Origin of the sequence: Micromonospora andamanensis, assembly GCF_016863495.1 — a bacterium.
GTDB classification, from domain to species: Bacteria; Actinomycetota; Actinomycetes; order Mycobacteriales; family Micromonosporaceae; genus Micromonospora; species Micromonospora andamanensis.
Map to the genome: position 1 here is coordinate 74244 of NZ_BOOZ01000028.1, position 18431 is coordinate 92674.

The 18431-nt window shown below is 70.5% G+C and carries 15 protein-coding genes and 3 pseudogenes; 5 read left to right on the forward strand and 13 right to left on the reverse strand.

All coding sequences use genetic code 11. The features are described from left to right. Positions 1-61: 61 nt before the first annotated feature. The 4 genes from Van01_RS22445 to Van01_RS22460 form a co-directional block, all read right to left on the reverse strand. Entirely contained in the window at positions 62-1333 is a 1272-nt protein-coding gene (locus Van01_RS22445; RefSeq protein WP_204011020.1) for a BtrH N-terminal domain-containing protein, read from the reverse strand. A gap of 386 nt (positions 1334-1719) precedes the next feature. Beyond that, positions 1720-2670, reverse strand: a complete 951-nt coding sequence (locus Van01_RS22450; RefSeq protein WP_204011023.1) for a DUF2332 domain-containing protein — start codon at positions 2668-2670, stop codon at positions 1720-1722. A gap of 57 nt (positions 2671-2727) precedes the next feature. Then, on the reverse strand, positions 2728-3162 hold the full coding sequence (locus Van01_RS22455) for a type II toxin-antitoxin system VapC family toxin (RefSeq protein ID WP_204011032.1): 435 nt from the start codon (positions 3160-3162) through the stop codon (positions 2728-2730). After that, entirely contained in the window at positions 3147-3554 is a 408-nt protein-coding gene (locus Van01_RS22460; RefSeq protein ID WP_204011033.1) for a hypothetical protein, read from the reverse strand. The genes Van01_RS22455 and Van01_RS22460 overlap by 16 nt, the downstream gene beginning before the upstream one ends. Before the next feature lie 88 nt (positions 3555-3642). On the opposite strand from Van01_RS22460, the gene Van01_RS22465 reads away from it, so the two are divergent. From Van01_RS22465 to Van01_RS22475, 3 genes are read left to right on the forward strand one after another with little or no spacing between them, the layout of a single operon-like run. Next, entirely contained in the window at positions 3643-4098 is a 456-nt protein-coding gene (locus Van01_RS22465) for an HIT family protein (RefSeq protein ID WP_204011034.1), read from the forward strand. Further along, positions 4095-4724: a DUF5753 domain-containing protein gene (locus Van01_RS22470; protein ID WP_239099227.1), complete on the forward strand. Its 630-nt coding sequence runs from the start codon at positions 4095-4097 to the stop codon at positions 4722-4724. The genes Van01_RS22465 and Van01_RS22470 overlap by 4 nt, the downstream gene beginning before the upstream one ends. Positions 4725-4743: 19 nt before the next feature. Then, a complete protein-coding gene (locus tag Van01_RS22475) occupies positions 4744-4929 on the forward strand; it encodes a DUF397 domain-containing protein (RefSeq protein WP_204011036.1) in 186 nt (61 codons plus the stop codon). 119 nt (positions 4930-5048) lie between these two features. Here Van01_RS22475 and Van01_RS33660 read toward each other — a convergent pair. The 4 genes and pseudogenes from Van01_RS33660 to nrdR form a co-directional block, all read right to left on the reverse strand. After that, a pseudogene (locus Van01_RS33660) lies at positions 5049-7475 on the reverse strand (vitamin B12-dependent ribonucleotide reductase); the annotation flags it as partial. A 177-nt stretch (positions 7476-7652) separates the two neighbouring features. Next, positions 7653-8534: pseudogene (locus Van01_RS33665) on the reverse strand (LAGLIDADG family homing endonuclease); the annotation flags it as partial. Beyond that, positions 8535-9002 (reverse strand): annotated as a pseudogene (locus Van01_RS33670) (vitamin B12-dependent ribonucleotide reductase); the annotation flags it as partial. It lies immediately after the preceding pseudogene. Positions 9003-9071: 69 nt separating this feature from the next. Continuing rightward, the gene (gene nrdR, locus Van01_RS22495; RefSeq protein ID WP_204011039.1) at positions 9072-9572 is read right to left on the reverse strand and encodes a transcriptional regulator NrdR; all 501 of its coding nucleotides are present in this window, start codon (positions 9570-9572) and stop codon (positions 9072-9074) included. A 552-nt stretch (positions 9573-10124) separates the two neighbouring features. Here nrdR and lexA point away from each other — a divergent pair. Continuing rightward, entirely contained in the window at positions 10125-10907 is a 783-nt protein-coding gene (gene lexA, locus Van01_RS22500) for a transcriptional repressor LexA (RefSeq protein WP_204011042.1), read from the forward strand. A 52-nt stretch (positions 10908-10959) separates the two neighbouring features. Here the strand turns inward: lexA and Van01_RS22505 are convergent, their stop codons facing one another. Beyond that, entirely contained in the window at positions 10960-12663 is a 1704-nt protein-coding gene (locus Van01_RS22505) for a beta-propeller fold lactonase family protein (protein ID WP_204011045.1), read from the reverse strand. Positions 12664-12727: 64 nt separating this feature from the next. Further along, on the reverse strand, positions 12728-14176 hold the full coding sequence (hflX, locus tag Van01_RS22510; RefSeq protein WP_204011049.1) for a GTPase HflX: 1449 nt from the start codon (positions 14174-14176) through the stop codon (positions 12728-12730). A gap of 175 nt (positions 14177-14351) precedes the next feature. Here hflX and Van01_RS22515 point away from each other — a divergent pair, with 175 nt between their 5' ends. Continuing rightward, the gene (locus Van01_RS22515; protein ID WP_204011052.1) at positions 14352-15824 is read left to right on the forward strand and encodes an NAD-dependent malic enzyme; all 1473 of its coding nucleotides are present in this window, start codon (positions 14352-14354) and stop codon (positions 15822-15824) included. Between the two features lie 105 nt (positions 15825-15929). On the opposite strand, the gene dapF is transcribed toward Van01_RS22515, so the two are convergent. From dapF to Van01_RS22530, 3 genes are read right to left on the reverse strand one after another with little or no spacing between them, the layout of a single operon-like run. Then, positions 15930-16775, reverse strand: a complete 846-nt coding sequence (dapF, locus tag Van01_RS22520; protein ID WP_204011055.1) for a diaminopimelate epimerase — start codon at positions 16773-16775, stop codon at positions 15930-15932. A gap of 7 nt (positions 16776-16782) precedes the next feature. Further along, a complete protein-coding gene (gene miaA, locus Van01_RS22525) occupies positions 16783-17712 on the reverse strand; it encodes a tRNA (adenosine(37)-N6)-dimethylallyltransferase MiaA (RefSeq protein ID WP_373306281.1) in 930 nt (309 codons plus the stop codon). Further along, on the reverse strand, positions 17697-18428 hold the full coding sequence (locus Van01_RS22530; protein WP_204011061.1) for a class III extradiol ring-cleavage dioxygenase family protein: 732 nt from the start codon (positions 18426-18428) through the stop codon (positions 17697-17699). Before Van01_RS22530 ends, miaA begins: the two co-directional genes overlap by 16 nt. Between the last annotated feature and the right edge of the window lie 3 nt (positions 18429-18431).

Here is an 18431-nt window from a genome sequence, read left to right on the forward strand (position 1 = left end):
TCAGCCACTTCGTCCCGACGGAAAGTGCATGAACGACGCGCTATGTGCAGGGTGGGCGAGGTTACGTCGCGAGCGACCGGACCGCCTTGCGTAGCTGGTCCACCGCTACCGACTCGATCTCGTAGGCCGTCTCGATAGCGGTCGCCAGGGCGGGGAAGTCAGGATCGACAGGTGGCCGCCGGTCGAGTTCCGCACGAGCGGCCCAGAGCGCAGCGGCGGAGGTCGAGCGCTCGCCGTCGCCCTCGTCGCCGAGCGTGACAGCCGCCGCGAGATCGGCGCTCAACTCTCGCAGCTGCCGGTAATCGGGTACGTCGGCGGGGAGCGCCGCCTCGGCCACCGCGTGCCATGCCGCTGCCGCCTCGCGGAAACGATCCCCGCAGGCGGTCAGATCCGGAGCGCGGAGCAGGACGGCCGCCTCGTCGAGGAAGCGGGCGTAGAGGTCACGCAGGTGCCCGCCGGTGGCGCCCACCGGCTCCACTCCCTCCCAGATGGACAGCAAAGCGCCGACCAGTCCCGTGCCGCCCGCGAAAACGGTAGGCCATCCCTTCGCCGCCCTGGCGTCGGCGGTAGACCTGGCCCACTTGCGCCAAGCCGGCAGGGCGAACGACGTCGAGGAACCCCCGAGGCCAGCGAGACAGTCACCGAGTCCGGCCAGCACTGCCGCCCCGAGATCCGTGCCGCCCGGACCTTCGATTTCCCACAGACAGTTCCGGTACGAGCCGACCCGGGCCCGGGCCCGGTCCAGGCGGGCACTGTCGACGGTGAGCGGACCGAGGTTTCGATCATCGAGCCGGATCCCGCCACCGGTGTGTGCGTACGCCACCACCTGGTGACCGCCATAGCCGTCGAGGTGCGCGGGAAGATGCCAGTAGCCGACGATCTGCCGGTCCGGCACGATGATCGCCGGATGGCCGGCGTCGAGGGCGTTTGTCAACGCGGCCTGGGCCTTCCTCGTCCCGCCGGTCCGCTCCGCCCGGAACGGCACACCGAGCCGGGTGAGCGTCGCGTCGGTCCAGTCCAGGTAGTTCCACCGGTGCCGGAACCCGAGCGTCAGCACGGCGCTGTCGTGCGCCGCGAACTCCCACAGGATGTAGCCCGCGCCGAGGCCGCCACCGACTCCGAGCACCATCGCCTCGGAGATCTCGCGCCCGTGGTGGTGCAGCACGTTCGCGATGTTCGCGGTCTCGGGGTGGATTCCGCCACGCAGCGCGTACCCGTGGTCGGTGTGCTCGCGGCTGATGCCCACGATGTGCCGGCGCGCTTCGGCGTAGCGCTCGCCGGTCTTGGCCATGCGGGCACGAATGCGGGCCTTGAGATGCTTGTCGCTGGTCATGGTGTCCTCGTCTGCGGCGCGCCGACCCGCCCGACCCACGCCCGCGACGGTGCGACGGCCAACAACCGGACATCCGCAAACCAGTCTCGTGCTCCCCCGAGGCCGTGGACCCCTTGCCTCCGCGATCGCCCGGCGGCGTGGGCACCGGGTCTGGAGGTCGGGCGCAGGGGCGCGCCACGCACACCCTACCGCAGCCGCCCGCACGCCCTCGCTCGTTGTCAGACGGGCGCGGTCCGCGACTCTGGCCGGCCCTCGCCGCGGCCTCGCGACACGGGGGTGGGCAGGTAGCTGCGAGACCTGCGACCCGGTCATCGCGCTCTGGTACCTGACCAGCGGCTGGTCACTGCGAGACCTGCTCCGCCGCCGGCCCGCGCTGGCCGTGCCGGCTACCCGAACCAGGTGATCTCCTGCCCGTGCCCGCGCGTCCAGGCCAGTGGCTGCCCGTCGAGCGCGAGCACGTTGAGGTGCGCGTCGCTGGGCGGCTGCGGCAGCCCGGCGTACGGCAGCACCGCCGGCCCCTCGTTGGCGATCCAGTGACCGGGCAGCCCGCGTACCGTCTCGGCGAAGGCCACCCGGCGCGGCGCCGGCACCAGGTAGAGCACGCTCGTGTGAAAGACCACAAGGGTCGCGTCGGCCGGTGCCTGCGCGGCCAGCGCCGGCAGGTCGTCGACCAGGTCGCCACGGACCAGCAGCGGCGGATCGGCGGCGACGACGGCTACCGCCGCCCGCAGTCGGTCCCGACGATGCTCGTTCTCCGGCCAGATCAGGGCGTCGAGCCACGCCACGTCGGCCGGATCGGTCACGTCCAGCGGGTTCAGGTCCAGGCCGGCCCGCCACACCACCTCCGGCCGGTGGTCCGGCGGGGTCAGGTTCGTGGCCACACAGTCGAGCACCGGCTCTGCCGCGCCGATCAGATGGCCACCGGGTGCGCTGCCGGCATACCGGTACGCGTACCGGTCCGGATAGAGGCAGAGGCCGGCGGAGGCACCGACCTCCAGCAGGGCGAGCGGCTGCGGCAGCGCCGCGAGCAACGGCAGCAGTACGGCGCAGCGACCGGCCTCGTTCGTCTGCGTGACCCGGGTGCGGACCTCCGGCTCGACCGTCGACCAGTTGGCGAACGTGTAGTCACGGAACTCGGCCGGATCGTCGACCGGCCCGCCGAGCAGGCGTACCACGCCGAAGAGCAGGTTTGGCTGCTGCTTGGCCTCCGGCAGGGTGCCGAGCAGGGTGAGCAGTTCCTCGTCGCGGGAAACCGAGTGGGCCAGCCGCTCGTACGAGGGAGAAACCCCGCGCGCCTCGCGCTCGGCGAACCTGACGTAGCGCTCAGCGATCGTCATCGCCCGATCATCGCAACGTCTGCCTCGGTAAGGTCAGATGTCGGCCCGGGATCTGGCTCACACGTGGATCACGGCAATGCGTTCGTCCTTCGGCCGGTCCGGCTCCTCGACGAGCCTGTGCAGGTCGTCCGGGTCACTTGTCAGCAACACCACGGGTCGCGCCAGTTCCAGGGCCGTCGCGGCCACCACCGCATCGATGGCACATCGATGACCGGACAGGCCGGTCGCGCCGAGAAGTTCGCCCGCGCGGCGACCAAGCTCCGCGCTCACCGGCTGCACGGTGATCCGGGCCAGCACCCGGTGCACGGTGGCGTCCCGAGGGCCTCCTCGTAGCACTTCGGTCAAGGTCAGCGCGCTGACGATCACTCTGGCGCGGCGTTCGTGGGCGGTCTGCAGAAAGGCGCGTACGCGCTGGTCTCCCGCCGCAAGCTTGACCAGACCTTCGCAGTCGAGAACGAGTGCGCCACCCGCGCCCACTACACGTCGGGCCACGAGCGCCTCGCTTCGTCCAGAGCCTCGTCGGAGATCGGCCCGTGCTCCGCTTCGAGGAGCGCGGAGAGTTCCGCGAGGAGGTCCAGTTCGAGCTGCCGCGCGACCGCCTCGGTCACGTACTGACTGAACTCCCCCCGCCCCACCCGCTGCTGCACGGCGGCCGTGAGGTCTTCGGGCATCGACACGCTCACCTTGCGAGCCCGGCTCACCAGACGGAGCCGCCGGCCCGACCTGGCGGACGGGTCAGCGAGAAGGCGTGCCAGCGCGGCCCGGATCTCCGGAGGCGCCGACTCGGGATCGTTGAGTGCGCTCGCCAGCTCCGAAATGAGATGAAGCGTTGCCTCGCCCTCGCCCTCCGGGGTCGAGGGCGGCGGAAGTGGCTCTGCGGTCATCATCCGATGCTACCGCTGGTGGCAACCGGCGGGATCCCCGACACTCACCTGGGTTACTGGAGCGCCCGCCAAGGCGCTACCTTCGGGGATGGACTGCTATGTGTGCCGCAGCAAGGAACGGTTCGACACACTGCCGCCACGGGAACGCGTCGACGCCGACGAGCACTGGCGGGTGGTGCACGCGTTCGACAGCCGACTGCCCGGCTGGCTGGTGCTCGTACCCCGCCGGCACGTCACGTCGATCGCCGAACTGACCGACGCCGAGGCGGCGAGCCTCGGCACCTGGCAGGTCCGGCTCTCCCGGGCGCTGACCGCCGTCACCGGCTGCGTGAAGACCTACGTCATGCAGTACGCCGAACAAGCCGGCTTCGCGCACGTCCACTTCCATGTGGTGCCGCGCCCGCCGGACATCCCGCTCGACCACCGTGGTCCGCGCGCCTTCGCCTACCTGCACGCGCCACCCGACGAGCGTGTCCCCGAGGCCCACATGGACGCCCTCGCCATCGACCTGCGCCGACACCTCACTACCGAATCCACCCCATGAAGCGCCGGTGCAGCAGACCGGCACCCAGGTCAGGTCCTCGGCGGCCCAGACCAGGTAGGACCCCATGTAGAGGGCGAGCGACACGGGCGCACCCTCGAACTCGGCCCGTAGCTCACCACGCCGCGTGCGACACGGCCCAGGTAGAGTCGTACATCCGCGCGCTGAATGCCACCGCTCATCCACGCCTCACCGACGAGGACATCGACCGTCAGGTCGAGGTACGCCTGGAGCGGCAGGCGATCTTGCGCGAGCTGGACGGCCCACATGTCAGCGTCGCACTCAGCGAATCCGCACTGCGGCGCACCATCGGCGACCACGGCACCATGCGCGAGCAGTTGCTCCATCTGATCGACGTAAGCAACCGACCCAACGTCGAGTTGCAGGTGTACCCGTTCGACGCGCAGACGTACGCCACGGCCTCCTACAGCTTCATCATCCTGCGCTTCGGCGATGACGCGGCCACAGATGTGGTCTACGTCGAGACGTTCACGGACGCCGATTACCTCGACCGCCCGGACGCGGTGCGGGCCTACACTCGACTGTGGGACCGACTCCGGGCAGCCGCTCTCGGGCCGGTAGAGTCGCGCACGCTCATCCAGCGGATGGCGGACGACATGAAGCGGTGACAGACCCGAGGGGGTGGCCATGGAGACCCCGCATCGCCCGGTCTGGCGCAAGTCCAGCTACAGCGACAACAACGGCGGCGCCTGCGTCGAGGTAGCGCGCACCCCGCTCAGAATCCTTGTCCGCGACAGCAAGGACGCCACCGGGCCGGTCCTTCGCTTCAAGGGCCAGCGCTGGTCGGCGTTCCTCGCCTCGCTCAAGCACTGACGAGAGGCTCGACCGATCTTGGTACGAAAGTGCCCCTGGGAGGGCCGTTTCGGCCCAAGATCTCAAGAGACGACCGAGCCCCGGGCGGATCCCCGCCCGGGGCTCGTCGCGTACTCGGATCAGCTGCAGCCGCTTGTGGAGCCGCAGCCTTCGCAGACGTAGCAGCTACCGGCCGGGCGCATCTTCGTACCGCAGGTGAAGCAGAGCGGTGCGTCGGCGGCCTTGCCGATCACGGCCTCCAGCAGCTCGGTGCTGGAACCGACCGACGGTGCCGGCTTGATCGCGGCGACGTCGGCGAGTTCCTGGGCCGGCTGGGCGACCGGGCCGGCCTTCGACTCCTCCGGCTTGCTCTCCACCGGAGCGGAGGCGGCCATCGCGGTCAGGTCCGTGCCGTTCGCCTCGGCCTCGGCCTCGGCCGCGAGCTGGGCGGCCCGCTCCTTGGCGGTGAAGATGCCCAGCTCGGCGCGACGCTCGTAGGGCAGGAAGTCAAGCGCCAGGCGACGGAAGATGTAGTCCATCACCGAGGCCGCCATCCGCACGTCCGGGTCGTCGGTCATGCCGGCCGGCTCGAAGCGCATGTTCGTGAACTTGCTGACGAAGGTTTCCAGCGGCACGCCGTACTGCAACCCGATGGAGATGGCCACCGAGAAGGCGTCCATCACACCGGCCAGGGTGGAGCCCTGCTTCGACATCTTGAGGAAGACCTCACCGAGGCCGTCGTCGGGGTACGACGAGGCGGTGAGGTAGCCCTCGGCACCACCCACGGAGAAGGAGATGGTTTCCGACGGACGCTTCTTCGGCAGCCGCTTGCGTACCGGGCGGTACTCGACGACCTTCTCCACCACCGGCTCCACAGCGGTGACGGTCGCCTCCGGCTCGGCGGTCTTCTTCTTCGCCACCGACAGCGGCTGGCCGACCTTGCAGTTGTCCCGATAGATCGCGAGGGCCTTGAGGCCGAGCTTCCAGCCCTCGAAGTAGATCTTCTCGACGTCGGCGACGGTGGCCTGCTCGGGCATGTTGACCGTCTTGGAGATGGCGCCGGAGATGAACGGCTGGACCGCCGCCATCATCCGCACGTGACCCATCGGCGCGATGGAGCGCTCGCCCATCGCGCAGTCGAAGACCGGGTAGTGCTCCGGCTTGAGGCCGGGGGCGTCCACCACGTGGCCCTGGTCGGCGATGTGCTCCACGATCGCCTCGACCTGCTCCTCCGGGTACCCGAGGGAGCGCAGGGCGCGCGGCACGGTCTGGTTGACGATCTGCATCGAGCCGCCGCCGACAAGCTTCTTGAACTTGACCAGGGCCAGGTCCGGCTCCACGCCCGTGGTGTCGCAGTCCATCATCAGGCCGATGGTGCCGGTCGGCGCGAGCACGCTGGCCTGGGAGTTGCGCCAGCCGTTCTTGTCACCGATCTTGTTGCCGAGGGTCCACTGCTTCGTGGCCTCGCGGACCACGGCGGTAGCCACCGTGCCGGACGGCTTGATCTCGTCGTTGGCGGCGGCGTGCTTGCGCATCACCCGCTTGTGCGGCTCCGCGTTGCGGGCGTAACCGTCGTAAGCGCCGACGATGCCGGCCAGCTCAGCGGAACGACGGTACGCCGTGCCGGTCATCAGCGAGGTGATCGCGGCGGACAGCGAGCGACCCTGGTCCGAGTCGTACGGCAGGCCGGAGGCCATCAGCAGGGCGCCCAGGTTGGCGTAGCCGATGCCGAGCTGCCGGTACGCCCGGGTGGTCTCGCCGATCTTCTCGGTCGGGAAGTCGGCGAAGCAGATCGAGATGTCCATCGCGGTGATGACCAGCTCGACCGACCTGACGAACTTCTCCACCTCGAAGCCGCCGTCGGCACGCAGGAACTTCATCAGGTTCAGCGAGGCCAGGTTGCACGAGGAGTTGTCCAGGTGCAGGTACTCCGAGCACGGGTTCGACGCGGTGATCCGGCCGGTCTCCGGGCAGGTGTGCCAGTCGTTGATGGTGTCGTCGTACTGGAGGCCGGGGTCGGCGCACTCCCAGGCGGCCTTGGAGATGGTGCGGAACAGGTTCTTGGCGTCGATGGTGTCGATCACCGAGCCGTCGAGCCGGCCACGCAGGTCGAACGTGCCGCCGTTCTCCACCGCCGACATGAACTCGTCGGAGACCCGGACCGAGTTGTTGGCGTTCTGGTACTGGACGCTGACGATGTCGGAACCGCCGAGGTCCATGTCGAACCCGGCGTCGCGCAGCGCGCGGATCTTGTCTTCCTCGCGCGCCTTGGTGACCACGAACTCCTCGATGTCGGGGTGGTCGACGTCGAGGATGACCATCTTGGCCGCGCGCCGGGTGGCGCCGCCGGACTTGATGGTGCCGGCGCTGGCGTCAGCGCCGCGCATGAAGCTGACCGGGCCGGAGGCGGTGCCGCCGGAGGAGAGCAGCTCCCGGGAGGAACGGATCCGGGACAGGTTGACCCCGGAACCGGAGCCGCCCTTGAAGATCAGCCCCTCCTCCTTGTACCAGTCCAGGATGGAGTCCATCGAATCATCGACGGCGAGGATGAAGCAGTTGTGCACCCGCAGGTTGCCGGCCAGGAACTCGCCGCTCTCAGTCTGGATGTCGTAGACCTCCATCGAGCCGAGCGGCTCAATCCGGTCGATCTCCAGCCGCTTCACGTCGGCGGCGGGCCGGCCCGGCTTGGCGAAGCCCGCTTCGAGCTTGGCCATCTTCTCCGCGCCGATGAACCCGATGTGGGTGGCGAACAGATCCCGGTCACCGTCGTTCTGGATCCGGACGGACCAGCAACCCTTGCGGTCCGGTCGGGCGTCCGCCTTGAACGACACCCGGGAGAAGATGCCGAAGCGCAGCAGCAGGCTCTGCACGCCCCGGATCAGCTCTTCGGAGATCATGTCGACCGCGACGAGCGTTGACCGGTCGCGCGCCGAGACGTAACCCTCGGCCTGGAAGATGCTGCGCAGGTACGCGGCGACGACCGGCAACGGCGCGGTGAACAGCCGCTGCGGCACCGTCATTTCGGTGCCCCGGGTCAGCAGGTCCCACTTCTCCACGAACGGACGGAGGTGCTCGCCGTAGAGGCGGGTACGCCGGCAGTCGAGGTTCTCGTCCTGAGTGCTCACCGAGCGCTCGTTGCGGTGCGCGCCAGGGAACACCTCGTCGAGGGTGGTGGTGACCCAGTCCAGTTCGTCGTCGTTGACGGTCATCGCCTCGATCGTCAATGACCGGTTGGTCCCCTCGGCGTACTGGCCGACGAACCCGTCCGACTGCAACCAGCCGGCCAGTGCGGCTTCGCGGATCTCCCGCAGGTCCAGTTCGCTCTCGCCGTAGGCGTAGGTGCGGTGCCATTCGAGCTTGTCACCGGGGTTGAGGGTGCCGGCCTCGACCCACGTACCGGTGCCGCTCCCCGTGCTCTTCCACACCACGTGGTCCGGGGTGACATCGAGCGTGTAGCCCGCCTTGGTGTGCAGTCGGAGAACCTCGCGCACGCCGTTGGCCTTGACGGCGACGATGCTGGTAAGGCCGGTGCCGTCGTAGACCTTGGTACCGACCGCGCCGTCTTCGACAAGCTTGCCGATCGGCACCAGGCCACCGGGAGTGCTGACCAGGGAGTCGTACGGCAGGCACGCGCTGACCTGCTGGGGTGAGGGCGTGCCGACGTTGAACCAGACCGGGGAGTTGAAGCTGAACACCTGGTGCAGCAGCATCCAGGTCAGCTCGTGCCCGAAGATCTCGGCGTCCGCCGGGGAGGCGAAGTAGCCGTACTCCTCACCTGCGGTGCGGTAGGTGGTGACCACCCGGTCGATCAACTGCTTGAGCGACCACTCGCGCTCCGGGGTCCCCACCGCGCCCCGGAAGTACTTGGTGGTCACGATGTTCGCGGCGTTGACGCTCCAGCTCTCCGGATACTCCACGCCCCGCTGCTCGAAGTTGATCGAGCCGTCCCGCCAGTTGGTCATCACGATGTCGCGGCGTTCCCAGGCGACCTCGTCGTACGGGTGCACCCCGGCGGTCGTCCAGACCCGCTCGACCTTGAGCCCCGCGCCTGCCTTGCTTCGTGACCTGCTTGTCGTCACACCGTCCCCCGGCATCTCATCCGCCCCCTCGTCCGCGCGGGTCCGCCGCGCGATCCGACTGTCACTGGTACTGCTGAAAGAAGCTCACTGCGCGCGGCCGGCGGCGCTGGCCGCCTCGGCTCCGGCACCTTCCCGGGCGCGCGCGGCGGCCCGTAGCGTCTCGATCTCCCGCTCGAAGTCGGCGAGCGAGTCGAATGACCGGTAGACGCTGGCGAACCGCAGGTAGGCCACCTCGTCCAGGTCCCGTAGCGGACCCAGGATGGCCAGCCCCACCTCGTGGCTGGGAATCTCGGCGGCCCCCTTGGCCCGGACGGTCTCCTCGACCCGCTGCGCCAGCAGTGCTATCGAGTCCTCGTCGACCGGCCGGCCCTGGCACGCCTTGCGCACCCCGCCGATAATCTTCGTCCGACTGAACGGCTCGGTCACGCCGCTGCGCTTGACCACGGCGAGCACCGCCTCCTCGACGGTGGTGAACCGCTTGCCGCACTCGGGGCAGGACCGCCGCCGCCGGATCAGCTGGCCGTCGTCGGCCTCCCGCGAGTCGACCACCCGGGAGTCGGCGTGCCGGCAGTACGGACACCGCATCGCCTGACCTCCTCGATCGACCACAGGTTCGCCTGCCCGCCCTCCGGGCACGCCTCGGTGGCCGGAGCCATCCCCGCAGGATGGCCACCGGCTCGGCGGCGCAGGAGTGCGGTCGGTAGTCGAACCCAACCTGTAGGCAACTTACGCCCATGTGACTACTACATCTAGGGGTCGACCGTATGCCGCCGACGATCCGGGGTCAAGTTGGTCGGCGTGTCCGGCGCGTCACCCCGGACCACACCCGCATCACCTGTTGCGCCCAACCGGAGAGCCCAACGCGAACCAGCCGCAGCGGTTACCCCCCGGCCCGGCGGGAGCGTCGACAATTCCTCTCCGATAGAACACACGTACTATTTATCAGTACGGCCCCGGGGTCGTGACGATTTTCCGCATCGACACGCGAAGACAGGTCGTACAGATGTTTGAAAAAGACCGATCTCACCTATACGGTCATGAACAGCCGGAGGTGACCATGGTCTGCCATCCGGCCATGAGATCACCGTGCGCACCACGAGCCGCCGAGGCACCCAGCGCCGACCAGGGAGGACGGACGTGACCGAGGACCGGGCCAACCGGCCGCAGAGCCCGCAGCAGAGCGTCGAGGCGGGTCCGCCGGCCGCCCGACGCCGGAGCGTCACCCGTGCCCGCTCCGGTCAGCCGGCCGTGCGCCAGGTGACCCCGGTGGTCAGCGGTTTTCCCGACCCGGCGACTGTCGATCTGACCGCCCGGCAGCGTCGCATCCTGGATTTCATCCGCACCTGGGTGGAGCGCCACGGGTACCCACCGAGCGTGCGCGAGATAGGTGAGGCGGTCGGGCTGGTCTCCCCGTCCAGCGTCGCCTACCAGCTCAAGGAGCTGGAGAAGAAGGGCTTCCTCCGGCGCGACCCGAACCGGCCCCGGGCTGTCGACGTCCGGTCCCCGAACGACGTCGACGACGAGTTGAGCCGCGCCCAGCGACCCACCCCGGCCTACGTGCCGATGCTCGGTCGCATCGCCGCCGGTGGGCCGATCCTCGCTGAGCAGTCGATGGAGGACGTCTTCCCGCTGCCCCGCGAGCTGGTCGGCGAGGGCGAGGTCTTCATGCTCCAGGTCAAGGGTGACTCGATGCTCGACGCGGCGATCTGCGACGGTGACTGGGTGGTCGTCCGGCAACAACCGACAGCAGACTCCGGCGAGATCGTCGCCGCCATGCTCGACGGCGAGGCGACAGTGAAGACCTACCGTCGCCGCGACGGTCACGTCTGGCTGATGCCGCAAAATCCGGCCTTCGACCCGATCCCCGGTGACGACGCCACCATCATGGGCCGGGTGGTCGCGGTGCTGCGCCGCATCTGACTCGACGGTCCGCGACACCGGTACTGACCAGGGGTCAGTACCGGTCACCAGCTCAGTACCTGTCGCCCCGGTAGCCGTAGTTGCCGCCGCGTACCTGACCGTACGGTTCGCCGTCGTCCTCCCGGTAGCGGCCGGAGCGTCGACCCCGGTAGTCGGGCTCGGTGGGGCCACCACGCCGAGGGGGCTCTGCGCGCCCTCCCCCGCCGGGCTGTCCACCGCCGCGCGCACCACCACCGCTGCCGCCGTAGACGCCACCGCCGGGACGGCCACCGCCACCGGCCGGTCTGCCACCTCCGGGCCGCCCGCCGTAGACCGGAGCACCGTCACCGCCGGGCCGGCCACCACCGCCGTAGACGCCACCCCCGCCCTGACCGGGGCGCGCGCCGTTCCCGGCGGCCGGTCGGCCACCGCCGCCGTAGACTCCGCCCGGACGTGTGCCAGCGCCGGGTCGCTCGCCGGCCGGCGAGCCGCCGTAGACGCCAGCGGACTGCGCGCCGCCGTACACCCCACCCCGGCCCCGGTCCTGGGCCGAGCCGAATCCGTCGCTCGTGCCGCCCGGTACGTCGGCGTCGTCGTCGCGGTTCCGGCCGGCAGGTGCCGGGCGCTTACGGGCGCGCAGGATGCCGAAGATGCCCGCGCCGACGAGCAGGGCTCCGATCACGCCGACCGCGGCGATCAGGTACATGATGTCGGTGGGGGTCAGTCCGTCGAGGAAGGACTGCCCGGACTTCTGCGCCGCGTCGGGGTCGTTGGCCAGCTTCTTCGGCCCCTCGGTGGAGGGGGTGTAGCCGAGGATGTTGACGGGGTCGTCGTCCTCCAGGTGGCCGGCGTCGGAGACGGTCAGGAAGGTCTTGCCGTCGGTCGAGTAGGCGATCGCCTCGCCGAACGGGTCGGCCAGGGCGGTGACCCGGGGCGTGCCCGTGGTGAGAGCCGCGACGATGTCGCCGTTCTGGACGTCGTACTCGAAGGCGTCGGCGTAGGTGCGCAGGACCACCCGCGCACCGTCCGAGGAGCGGGCCGCACCGGTGATCGCGACCCGACCGAAGGTGCTCAGCGGATTCTCGGTGTCCGACTTCGGCAGCTCGATGTCGCCGAGCTTCTTCATCGGCACAGGCTCGGTATTGCCGGTCTTGAGCGGCCCGTCCGGGGTGAAGATCTCGGCCTTGCCGGCGGTGACCTTGGTGATGATCAACGGCAGTTTGTCGTCGCCGATCAACAGCGCCTCGGCATCGCGCGGCTTGCCATCCGGGTACGACAGCCGGTGCAACTTCGGTTGGCTGCCGCCGCCGATCGGCATGCTCCACACCGCCACCCGCTCGCGACGCTCGCGGCTTGTCACGTTGTCACCGGTGTCGGCGATCCACAGCGTCCTGCCGTCCGGTGAGACGGCGAGATCCTCGGTGTCGAACGGCCCCGCGCCGGAGTAGGGGACCTCGCGGACGACCTGACAGTCCTTGTTGAGGTAGAAGACCCGCTTACGGTCGTCCTGCTCGGTGCTGTCGTTGATGACGATGTAGCCGTTCTTGGTCACGACCAGGCCGGACAGTTCACGCAGTCGCGAGTCGGTGACCGCACACTGCTTCTTGCCCGCAGCCGTGACCGGCGGCCCGACAGCGGCGGCCGGAAGCGCCGCCACCACCGGAGATGCAGCCTTGGCGGGGGTCGAACCGGGCGCGGCGAGCGCGGCACCGGTTACCGCCACGGTGGCCCCGACCAGGCCGAGGGCAACCGTGACGGAGGAAACAGTGCGGAGCATGAAAGAAGTGTCGCATGCCGCAGGTTTCCGCCGGGTGACGCGGCTGTGCGATCACCGCCGGCGATCACCGGGTGGTATGGACCGCCTGCGCCGTGTCGCCGTACGGGGCCAGTTCGGCAGCGAGTGCCTCGTTGACCCGTACGTGCAGCATCGTCCCTTCCGGCAGATGGGCGGTGCTGAGCACCTCGCCCTGCCGGTGCAGGCGGGCCACCAGATCGCCCCGGTCGTACGGCAGCACCACGCGCACCTCGACCGCCGGCCGGGGCAACCGCCGCTCGATCGTCTCGCGCAGGCCGTCGATGCCCCGCCCGCGGTGTGCGGAGACGAAGACCGCCTCCGGCCAGAGCCGCTTGAGCCGGAGCAGAGTCTCCTCGTCGGCCGCGTCGATCTTGTTGACCACCAGCAGCTCGGGCAGCCGGTCGGCACCGACCTCGCTGAGCACCTCGCGGACGGCCCGGACCTGCTCCTCCGGGTCGGGGTGGGCACCGTCGACCACGTGCACGACCAGATCCGCCTCGGCGACCTCCTCCAGCGTCGACCGGAACGCCTCGACGATCTGGTGCGGCAGGTGCCTGACGAAACCCACGGTGTCGCTGAGGGTGTAGACCCGCCCGTCGGACGTGGTGGACCGGCGGGTGGTCGGGTCGAGCGTGGCGAACAGCGCGTCCTCCACCAGTACGCCCGCCCCGGTCAGGCGGTTCAGCAGACTGGACTTGCCGGCGTTCGTGTAACCGGCGATCGCCACCGCGGGCACCGCGTTGCGGGTGCGGCGGGCGCGCTTGGTCTCGCGTACCGTCCGCATGGCCTTGATCTCCCGGCGGAGCCGGGCGATGCGGTGGCGGATGCGCCGCCTGTCGGTCTCCAGCTTCGTCTCACCGGGACCACGCACGCCGACGCCACCGCCGGCACCGCCGCCACGGCCCGACCCACCTGTCTGCCGGGACAGCGTCTCGCCCCAGCCGCGCAGCCGGGGAAGGAGGTATTCGAGCTGGGCCAGCTCGACCTGGGCCCGACCCTCCTTGCTCTTGGCGTGCTGGGCGAAGATGTCGAGGATCAGCGCGGTGCGGTCGACCACCTTGACCTTCGTGCGCTGTTCCAGGTTGCGCAGTTGGGACGGGGACAGCTCGCCGTCGCAGATCACCGTGTCGGCACCCGCGGCGAGCACCATCGAGCCGAGGTCGTCGACCTTGCCGCGACCGATGTAGGTCGCCGGGTCGGGGCGGTTGCGCCGCTGGATGAGCCCTTCGAGCACCTGGGAGCCGGCGGTCTCCGCCAGCGCGGCCAGCTCGGTGAGGGAATTCTCCGCGTCGACCTGGGTGCCCTCGGTCCAGACGCCGACGAGAACCACCCGCTCCAGCCGGAGCTGTCGGTATTCGACCTCGGTGACGTCGGTCAGCTCGGTGGAGAGGCCGGGGACCCGTCGCAGCGCCTGCCGTTCGGAGAGCTCGTACTCGCCAGTGGTGCTGTCGAGCTCGTCGTCGGGGATGGGAACGTAGGTCTCCTGGTCTCGCAAGCGATCTCTCCTGTCCGTTCTGTGCACGTACCGAGCAATCCTGACATGTGTCAACGCCCACTGCACCTGGTATATGCCCACCTGCGACGCGGCGGGAACGGGGGCGGGTGCCGGCGGCCCGGGGTGGGCGAGTAGAAATGCGGACGAGCCGTTCAGCGCCGACGGAGGGACCTGCGTGGCCACGACCAGACTGCCCAGTGCCGGATTCTCGATCACGATCCGGATCGCCGTGCCTGCCGACGCCTCCTCGATCGGCCGGCTCACCACGTCGGTCGGTGAGGCCGGCGCTGTCGTCACCGCGCTGGACGTGGTGGACTCCGACCCGACCTGCGTGATCGTCGACCTGACCTGCGACACCGCCGACTCCGGTCACGCCGACCAGGTGGTCGAGGCGCTGAGCGCACTCGACGGCGTCGACGTGCGCAAGGTTTCCGACCGCACCTTCCTACTTCACCTCGGCGGCAAGATCGAGGTCAGTCCGAAGGTCGCCCTGCGCAACCGGGACGAGCTTTCCCGCGCGTACACCCCGGGGGTGGCCCGGGTCTGCCAGGCGATCGCTGACAACCCCGCCGACGCCCGGCGGCTGACCATCAAGCGGAACACGGTCGCGGTGGTCAGCGACGGCTCGGCCGTGCTGGGGCTGGGCAACCTCGGTCCCGCCGCGTCGCTGCCGGTGATGGAGGGCAAGGCGGCGTTGTTCAAGCGCTTCGGCGGGGTGGACGCCTGGCCGGTGGTGCTCGACACGCAGGACACCGACGAGATCGTCGCCATCGTCAAGGCGATCGCGCCCGCGTACGGCGGGATCAACCTGGAGGACATCGCCGCGCCGCGTTGCTTCGAGATCGAGGCCCGGTTGCGCGCGGCGCTTGACATCCCGGTCTTCCACGACGATCAGCACGGCACCGCCATCTGCGTGCTGGCCGCGCTGACGAACGCGTTGCGCGTGGTGGGCAAGCAGCTCGCGGACGTACGGGTGGTGGTCTCCGGGGCCGGCGCGGCGGGCACCGCGATCATGAAGCTGCTGCTGCGCCAGGGCGTCGGCGACATCATCGCGTCCGACCGGCAGGGCGCCCTGCACCGTGGCCAGGCCGACCTCAACCCGGCCTGGCAGTGGCTGGCCGACAACACCAACCGGAACGGCTACTCGGGTGACCTGCCCGGTGCGCTGGCCGGTGCCGACGTGTTCATCGGAGTGAGCGCCCCGAACCTGCTCACCGGCGACGACATCGCCACGATGGCGAAGGACGCGATCGTGTTCGCGCTGGCGAACCCGGACCCGGAGGTCGACCCTCGGGAGGCGCGCAAGCACGCCGCGGTGGTCGCCACCGGCCGCTCCGACCAGCCGAACCAGATCAACAACGTGCTCGCCTTCCCGGGCGTCTTCCGCGGCATGCTCGACGCGCACGCCGAGGAGTTCACCGAGGAGATGGCGATCGCCGCCGCCCGGGCCATCGCCGACGTGGTGGGTGAAGACAAGATCAACCCGACGGTCATCGTGCCAAGCGTCTTCGACGCCCGAGTCGCTCCGGCGGTCGCCGCCGCCGTACGCGCCGCCGCGCAGAACCCGACCGCCACCCCACCCCCCGCCGCCGACCCCGGCCCGGCCGATCTACCCGAAATCGCCGCCACCGCCTCCGCCACCCCCTGACGCCCCTCCCCGCCCCCGCCCCGCCCCACCCCCACTCGCGTTGATCATGAGGTTAGCGGCGGTCGGAAGATCGACAACTGCCGCTAACCTCATGATCAACATGGGTCAGGGGGGCGGGGGTGGGAGGGTGAGCTGGCCGGTGGCGACGAGGACGGCGGGGCCGGAGAGCCAGCAGGAGTCCTCGTCCACGGTCACGGTCAGGCGTCCGCCGGGGACGTCTACGGCGACAGTGCCGGTCTCCCGGTCGGCGTCGCGCAGGGCCACCGCCGCGACGGCGCAGGCGCCGGTGCCGCAGGAGAGCGTCTCGGCGGAGCCACGCTCGTGGACGCGCATCAGCACGTGTGCGTCGACGCCGGCAACCGGCGCGCCGACGGTGGTGAACTCGACGTTGACCCCGCGGGGAAAGACCGCCGGATCGACGTCGGGGGCCCGGGTCAGGTCCAGCCCGGTCAGGTCCAGGCCGGCGGGCACCTGACAGACCAGGTGGGGGTTGCCGACGTCCACAGCCGTGCCGGGCAGGGCCAGCCCGCCCAGGGCGGCGGCGGAGGCGCCGAACAGTCGGGGGCGTCGCATCTCGACGGCGATGGCGTCGCCCTCGACCCGCGCCCGCACCACGCCGGCCCGGGTGGCCACCGGCAGGGCGTCGCCGGCCGGTACGGCCAGCCCGGTCTCCAGCAGGTACCTGACGAAGACCCGGGCGCCGTTGCCGCACATCTCGGCGAAGGAGCCGTCGGAGTTCCAGTAGTCCATGAACCACTCGGCCTCGCCGGCCAGGGCGGCGCCGTCGGCGTGCTTCGCGGCGCGGACCACCCGCAGCACGCCGTCCCCGCCGAGGCCACGTCGCCTGTCGCAGATCGCCGCCACCAGCTCGGGCGTCAGGTCGAGCGCGCCGTCCGGGTCGGGCAGGATCACGAAGTCGTTGCCGGTGCCGTGCCCCTTGGTGAACTCCACGCCCCCATCATCGCGCAGTCTCGCCGAGGATCCGCACCGCGGCCCCGACCATGCCCTGGTCCGCCGAGTCGAACCAGTGCACCCGCGGATCACGCCGGAACCAGGAGCGCTGGCGGCGGACGAAACGGCGGGTGGCCCGGACCGTCTCGTCGTGCGCCTCGGTCTCGGTGAGCTCCCCGTCCAGGAAACGCAGCACCTGCTGGTAGCCGAGCGCCCGGCTCGCGGTACGCCCCTGCGGCAGGCCGCGCTCGACAAGTCCCCGGGTTTCCGCGACCAGCCCGTCGGCCCACATCCGGTCGACCCGGACCGCGATCCGCTCGTCGAGCCGGGCGGTGTCCAGGTCCACGCCGATCTGCACCGCCGGGTAGTAGGGCGTCGGCTCGGGCAACGCCGCGGTGAACGGCCCACCGGTCAGCTCGATCACCTCCAGCGCGCGCACGATGCGCCGGCCGTTGCCGGGCAGGATGCCGGCCGCCGCTGCCGGGTCGGCCTCGCGGAGTCGCGCGTACAGCGGTGCCGGTCCGTGCGCGGCCAGCTCACCTTCCAGACGTTGCCGCAGCGCGGGGTCGGTGCCGGGGAACTCGAACTGCTCAAGCACCGCCCGGACGTAGAGCCCGGACCCGCCGACAAGCAGTGGCACCCGACCCCGGGCGAGGATGTCGTCGACCGCCGCCCGGGCCAGCCGCTGGTACTCCGCGACGCTGGCCGGCTCGGTGACCTCCCAGATGTCGAGCAGGTGGTGCGGCACGCCGTCGCGTTCGGCGACGGTGAGCTTCGCCGTACCGATGTCCATGCCCCGGTAGAGCTGCATCGAGTCGGCGTTGACCACCTCGCCGTCGAGCGCGTGCGCGAGCGCGATGCTCAGGGCCGACTTGCCCGCCGCCGTCGGTCCGACCACCGCGACCACGACGCCCGGGCCAGTCACGGCCGCCTCCAGCTCGCCACGAGGTAGCCCACCCCGTAGGGCGCGGCGTGGTAGCGCAGTTCGCCGCGCCAGTGCCCGCCGGCCGCCCGCGCCGCACCGGCGAGCACCTGCCAGGGTGCCCGTCCCGCGACCTTGAGCTGCGCCGACAGGACGGGGTCCAGGCCGAGCAGGGCGTCGGCGTCCGCGTCGGCCAGGGCCCGGGCGACCGTCTCGTCGTACGCCTCGGCGCGCGGATCGGCGTAACCGGGTGCCTTCTCCCCCCGGCACGCCGAGCCGTCCCCCATCACCAGCAGCGCCCACGGCTGGTTCGACCCGAGCCGGGCACCGAGGTCGGCGCAGGTACCGACCGGTTCGTCGGTCCCTACCGTCTTCATCCGCCAGCCCACGCCGCCGGTTCCGGCCGCCGGCCGCCGGCCGAGCAGCCAGACGCCGACCAGCAGGCTGAGCGGGAGGTGGTCGGTGCCCACCACACCGTCGGGATGGTTGCCGAGGCGTACCTCCAGCGGCAGCCCCCACCTGGCGAAGCTGCCCCGGAAGGGGAAGTCGAGGTCCGCTCGGTGGTCGCCGGCGCCGACCACCAGGACGCTGCGCGCGCCCGAGTCGAGCAGCCCGGCCACGGCGGCGTCACAGGCGGCGCGCAGGTCGTCCAACTCGGACGCGGCGGCACCGGCGATCTCGGGGACGAGCAGCGGCGGGTGGGGGCAGACGGCGGCGGCGACCAGTGGCACCAG

What these genes read in the sequence shown, in the direction of transcription:
- Van01_RS22445 (WP_204011020.1), bottom strand. Translation starts at nt 1,333, where the DNA reads ATGACCAGCGACAAGCATCTCAAGGCCCGCATTCGTGCCCGCATGGCC.
- Van01_RS22450 (WP_204011023.1), bottom strand. Translation starts at nt 2,670, where the DNA reads ATGACGATCGCTGAGCGCTACGTCAGGTTCGCCGAGCGCGAGGCGCGC.
- Van01_RS22460 (WP_204011033.1), bottom strand. Translation starts at nt 3,554, where the DNA reads ATGACCGCAGAGCCACTTCCGCCGCCCTCGACCCCGGAGGGCGAGGGC.
- Van01_RS22465 (WP_204011034.1), top strand. Translation starts at nt 3,643, where the DNA reads ATGGACTGCTATGTGTGCCGCAGCAAGGAACGGTTCGACACACTGCCG.
- Van01_RS22470 (WP_239099227.1), top strand. Translation starts at nt 4,095, where the DNA reads ATGAAGCGCCGGTGCAGCAGACCGGCACCCAGGTCAGGTCCTCGGCGG.
- Van01_RS22475 (WP_204011036.1), top strand. Translation starts at nt 4,744, where the DNA reads ATGGAGACCCCGCATCGCCCGGTCTGGCGCAAGTCCAGCTACAGCGAC.
- nrdR (WP_204011039.1), bottom strand. Translation starts at nt 9,572, where the DNA reads ATGCGGTGTCCGTACTGCCGGCACGCCGACTCCCGGGTGGTCGACTCG.
- Van01_RS22505 (WP_204011045.1), bottom strand. Translation starts at nt 12,663, where the DNA reads ATGCTCCGCACTGTTTCCTCCGTCACGGTTGCCCTCGGCCTGGTCGGG.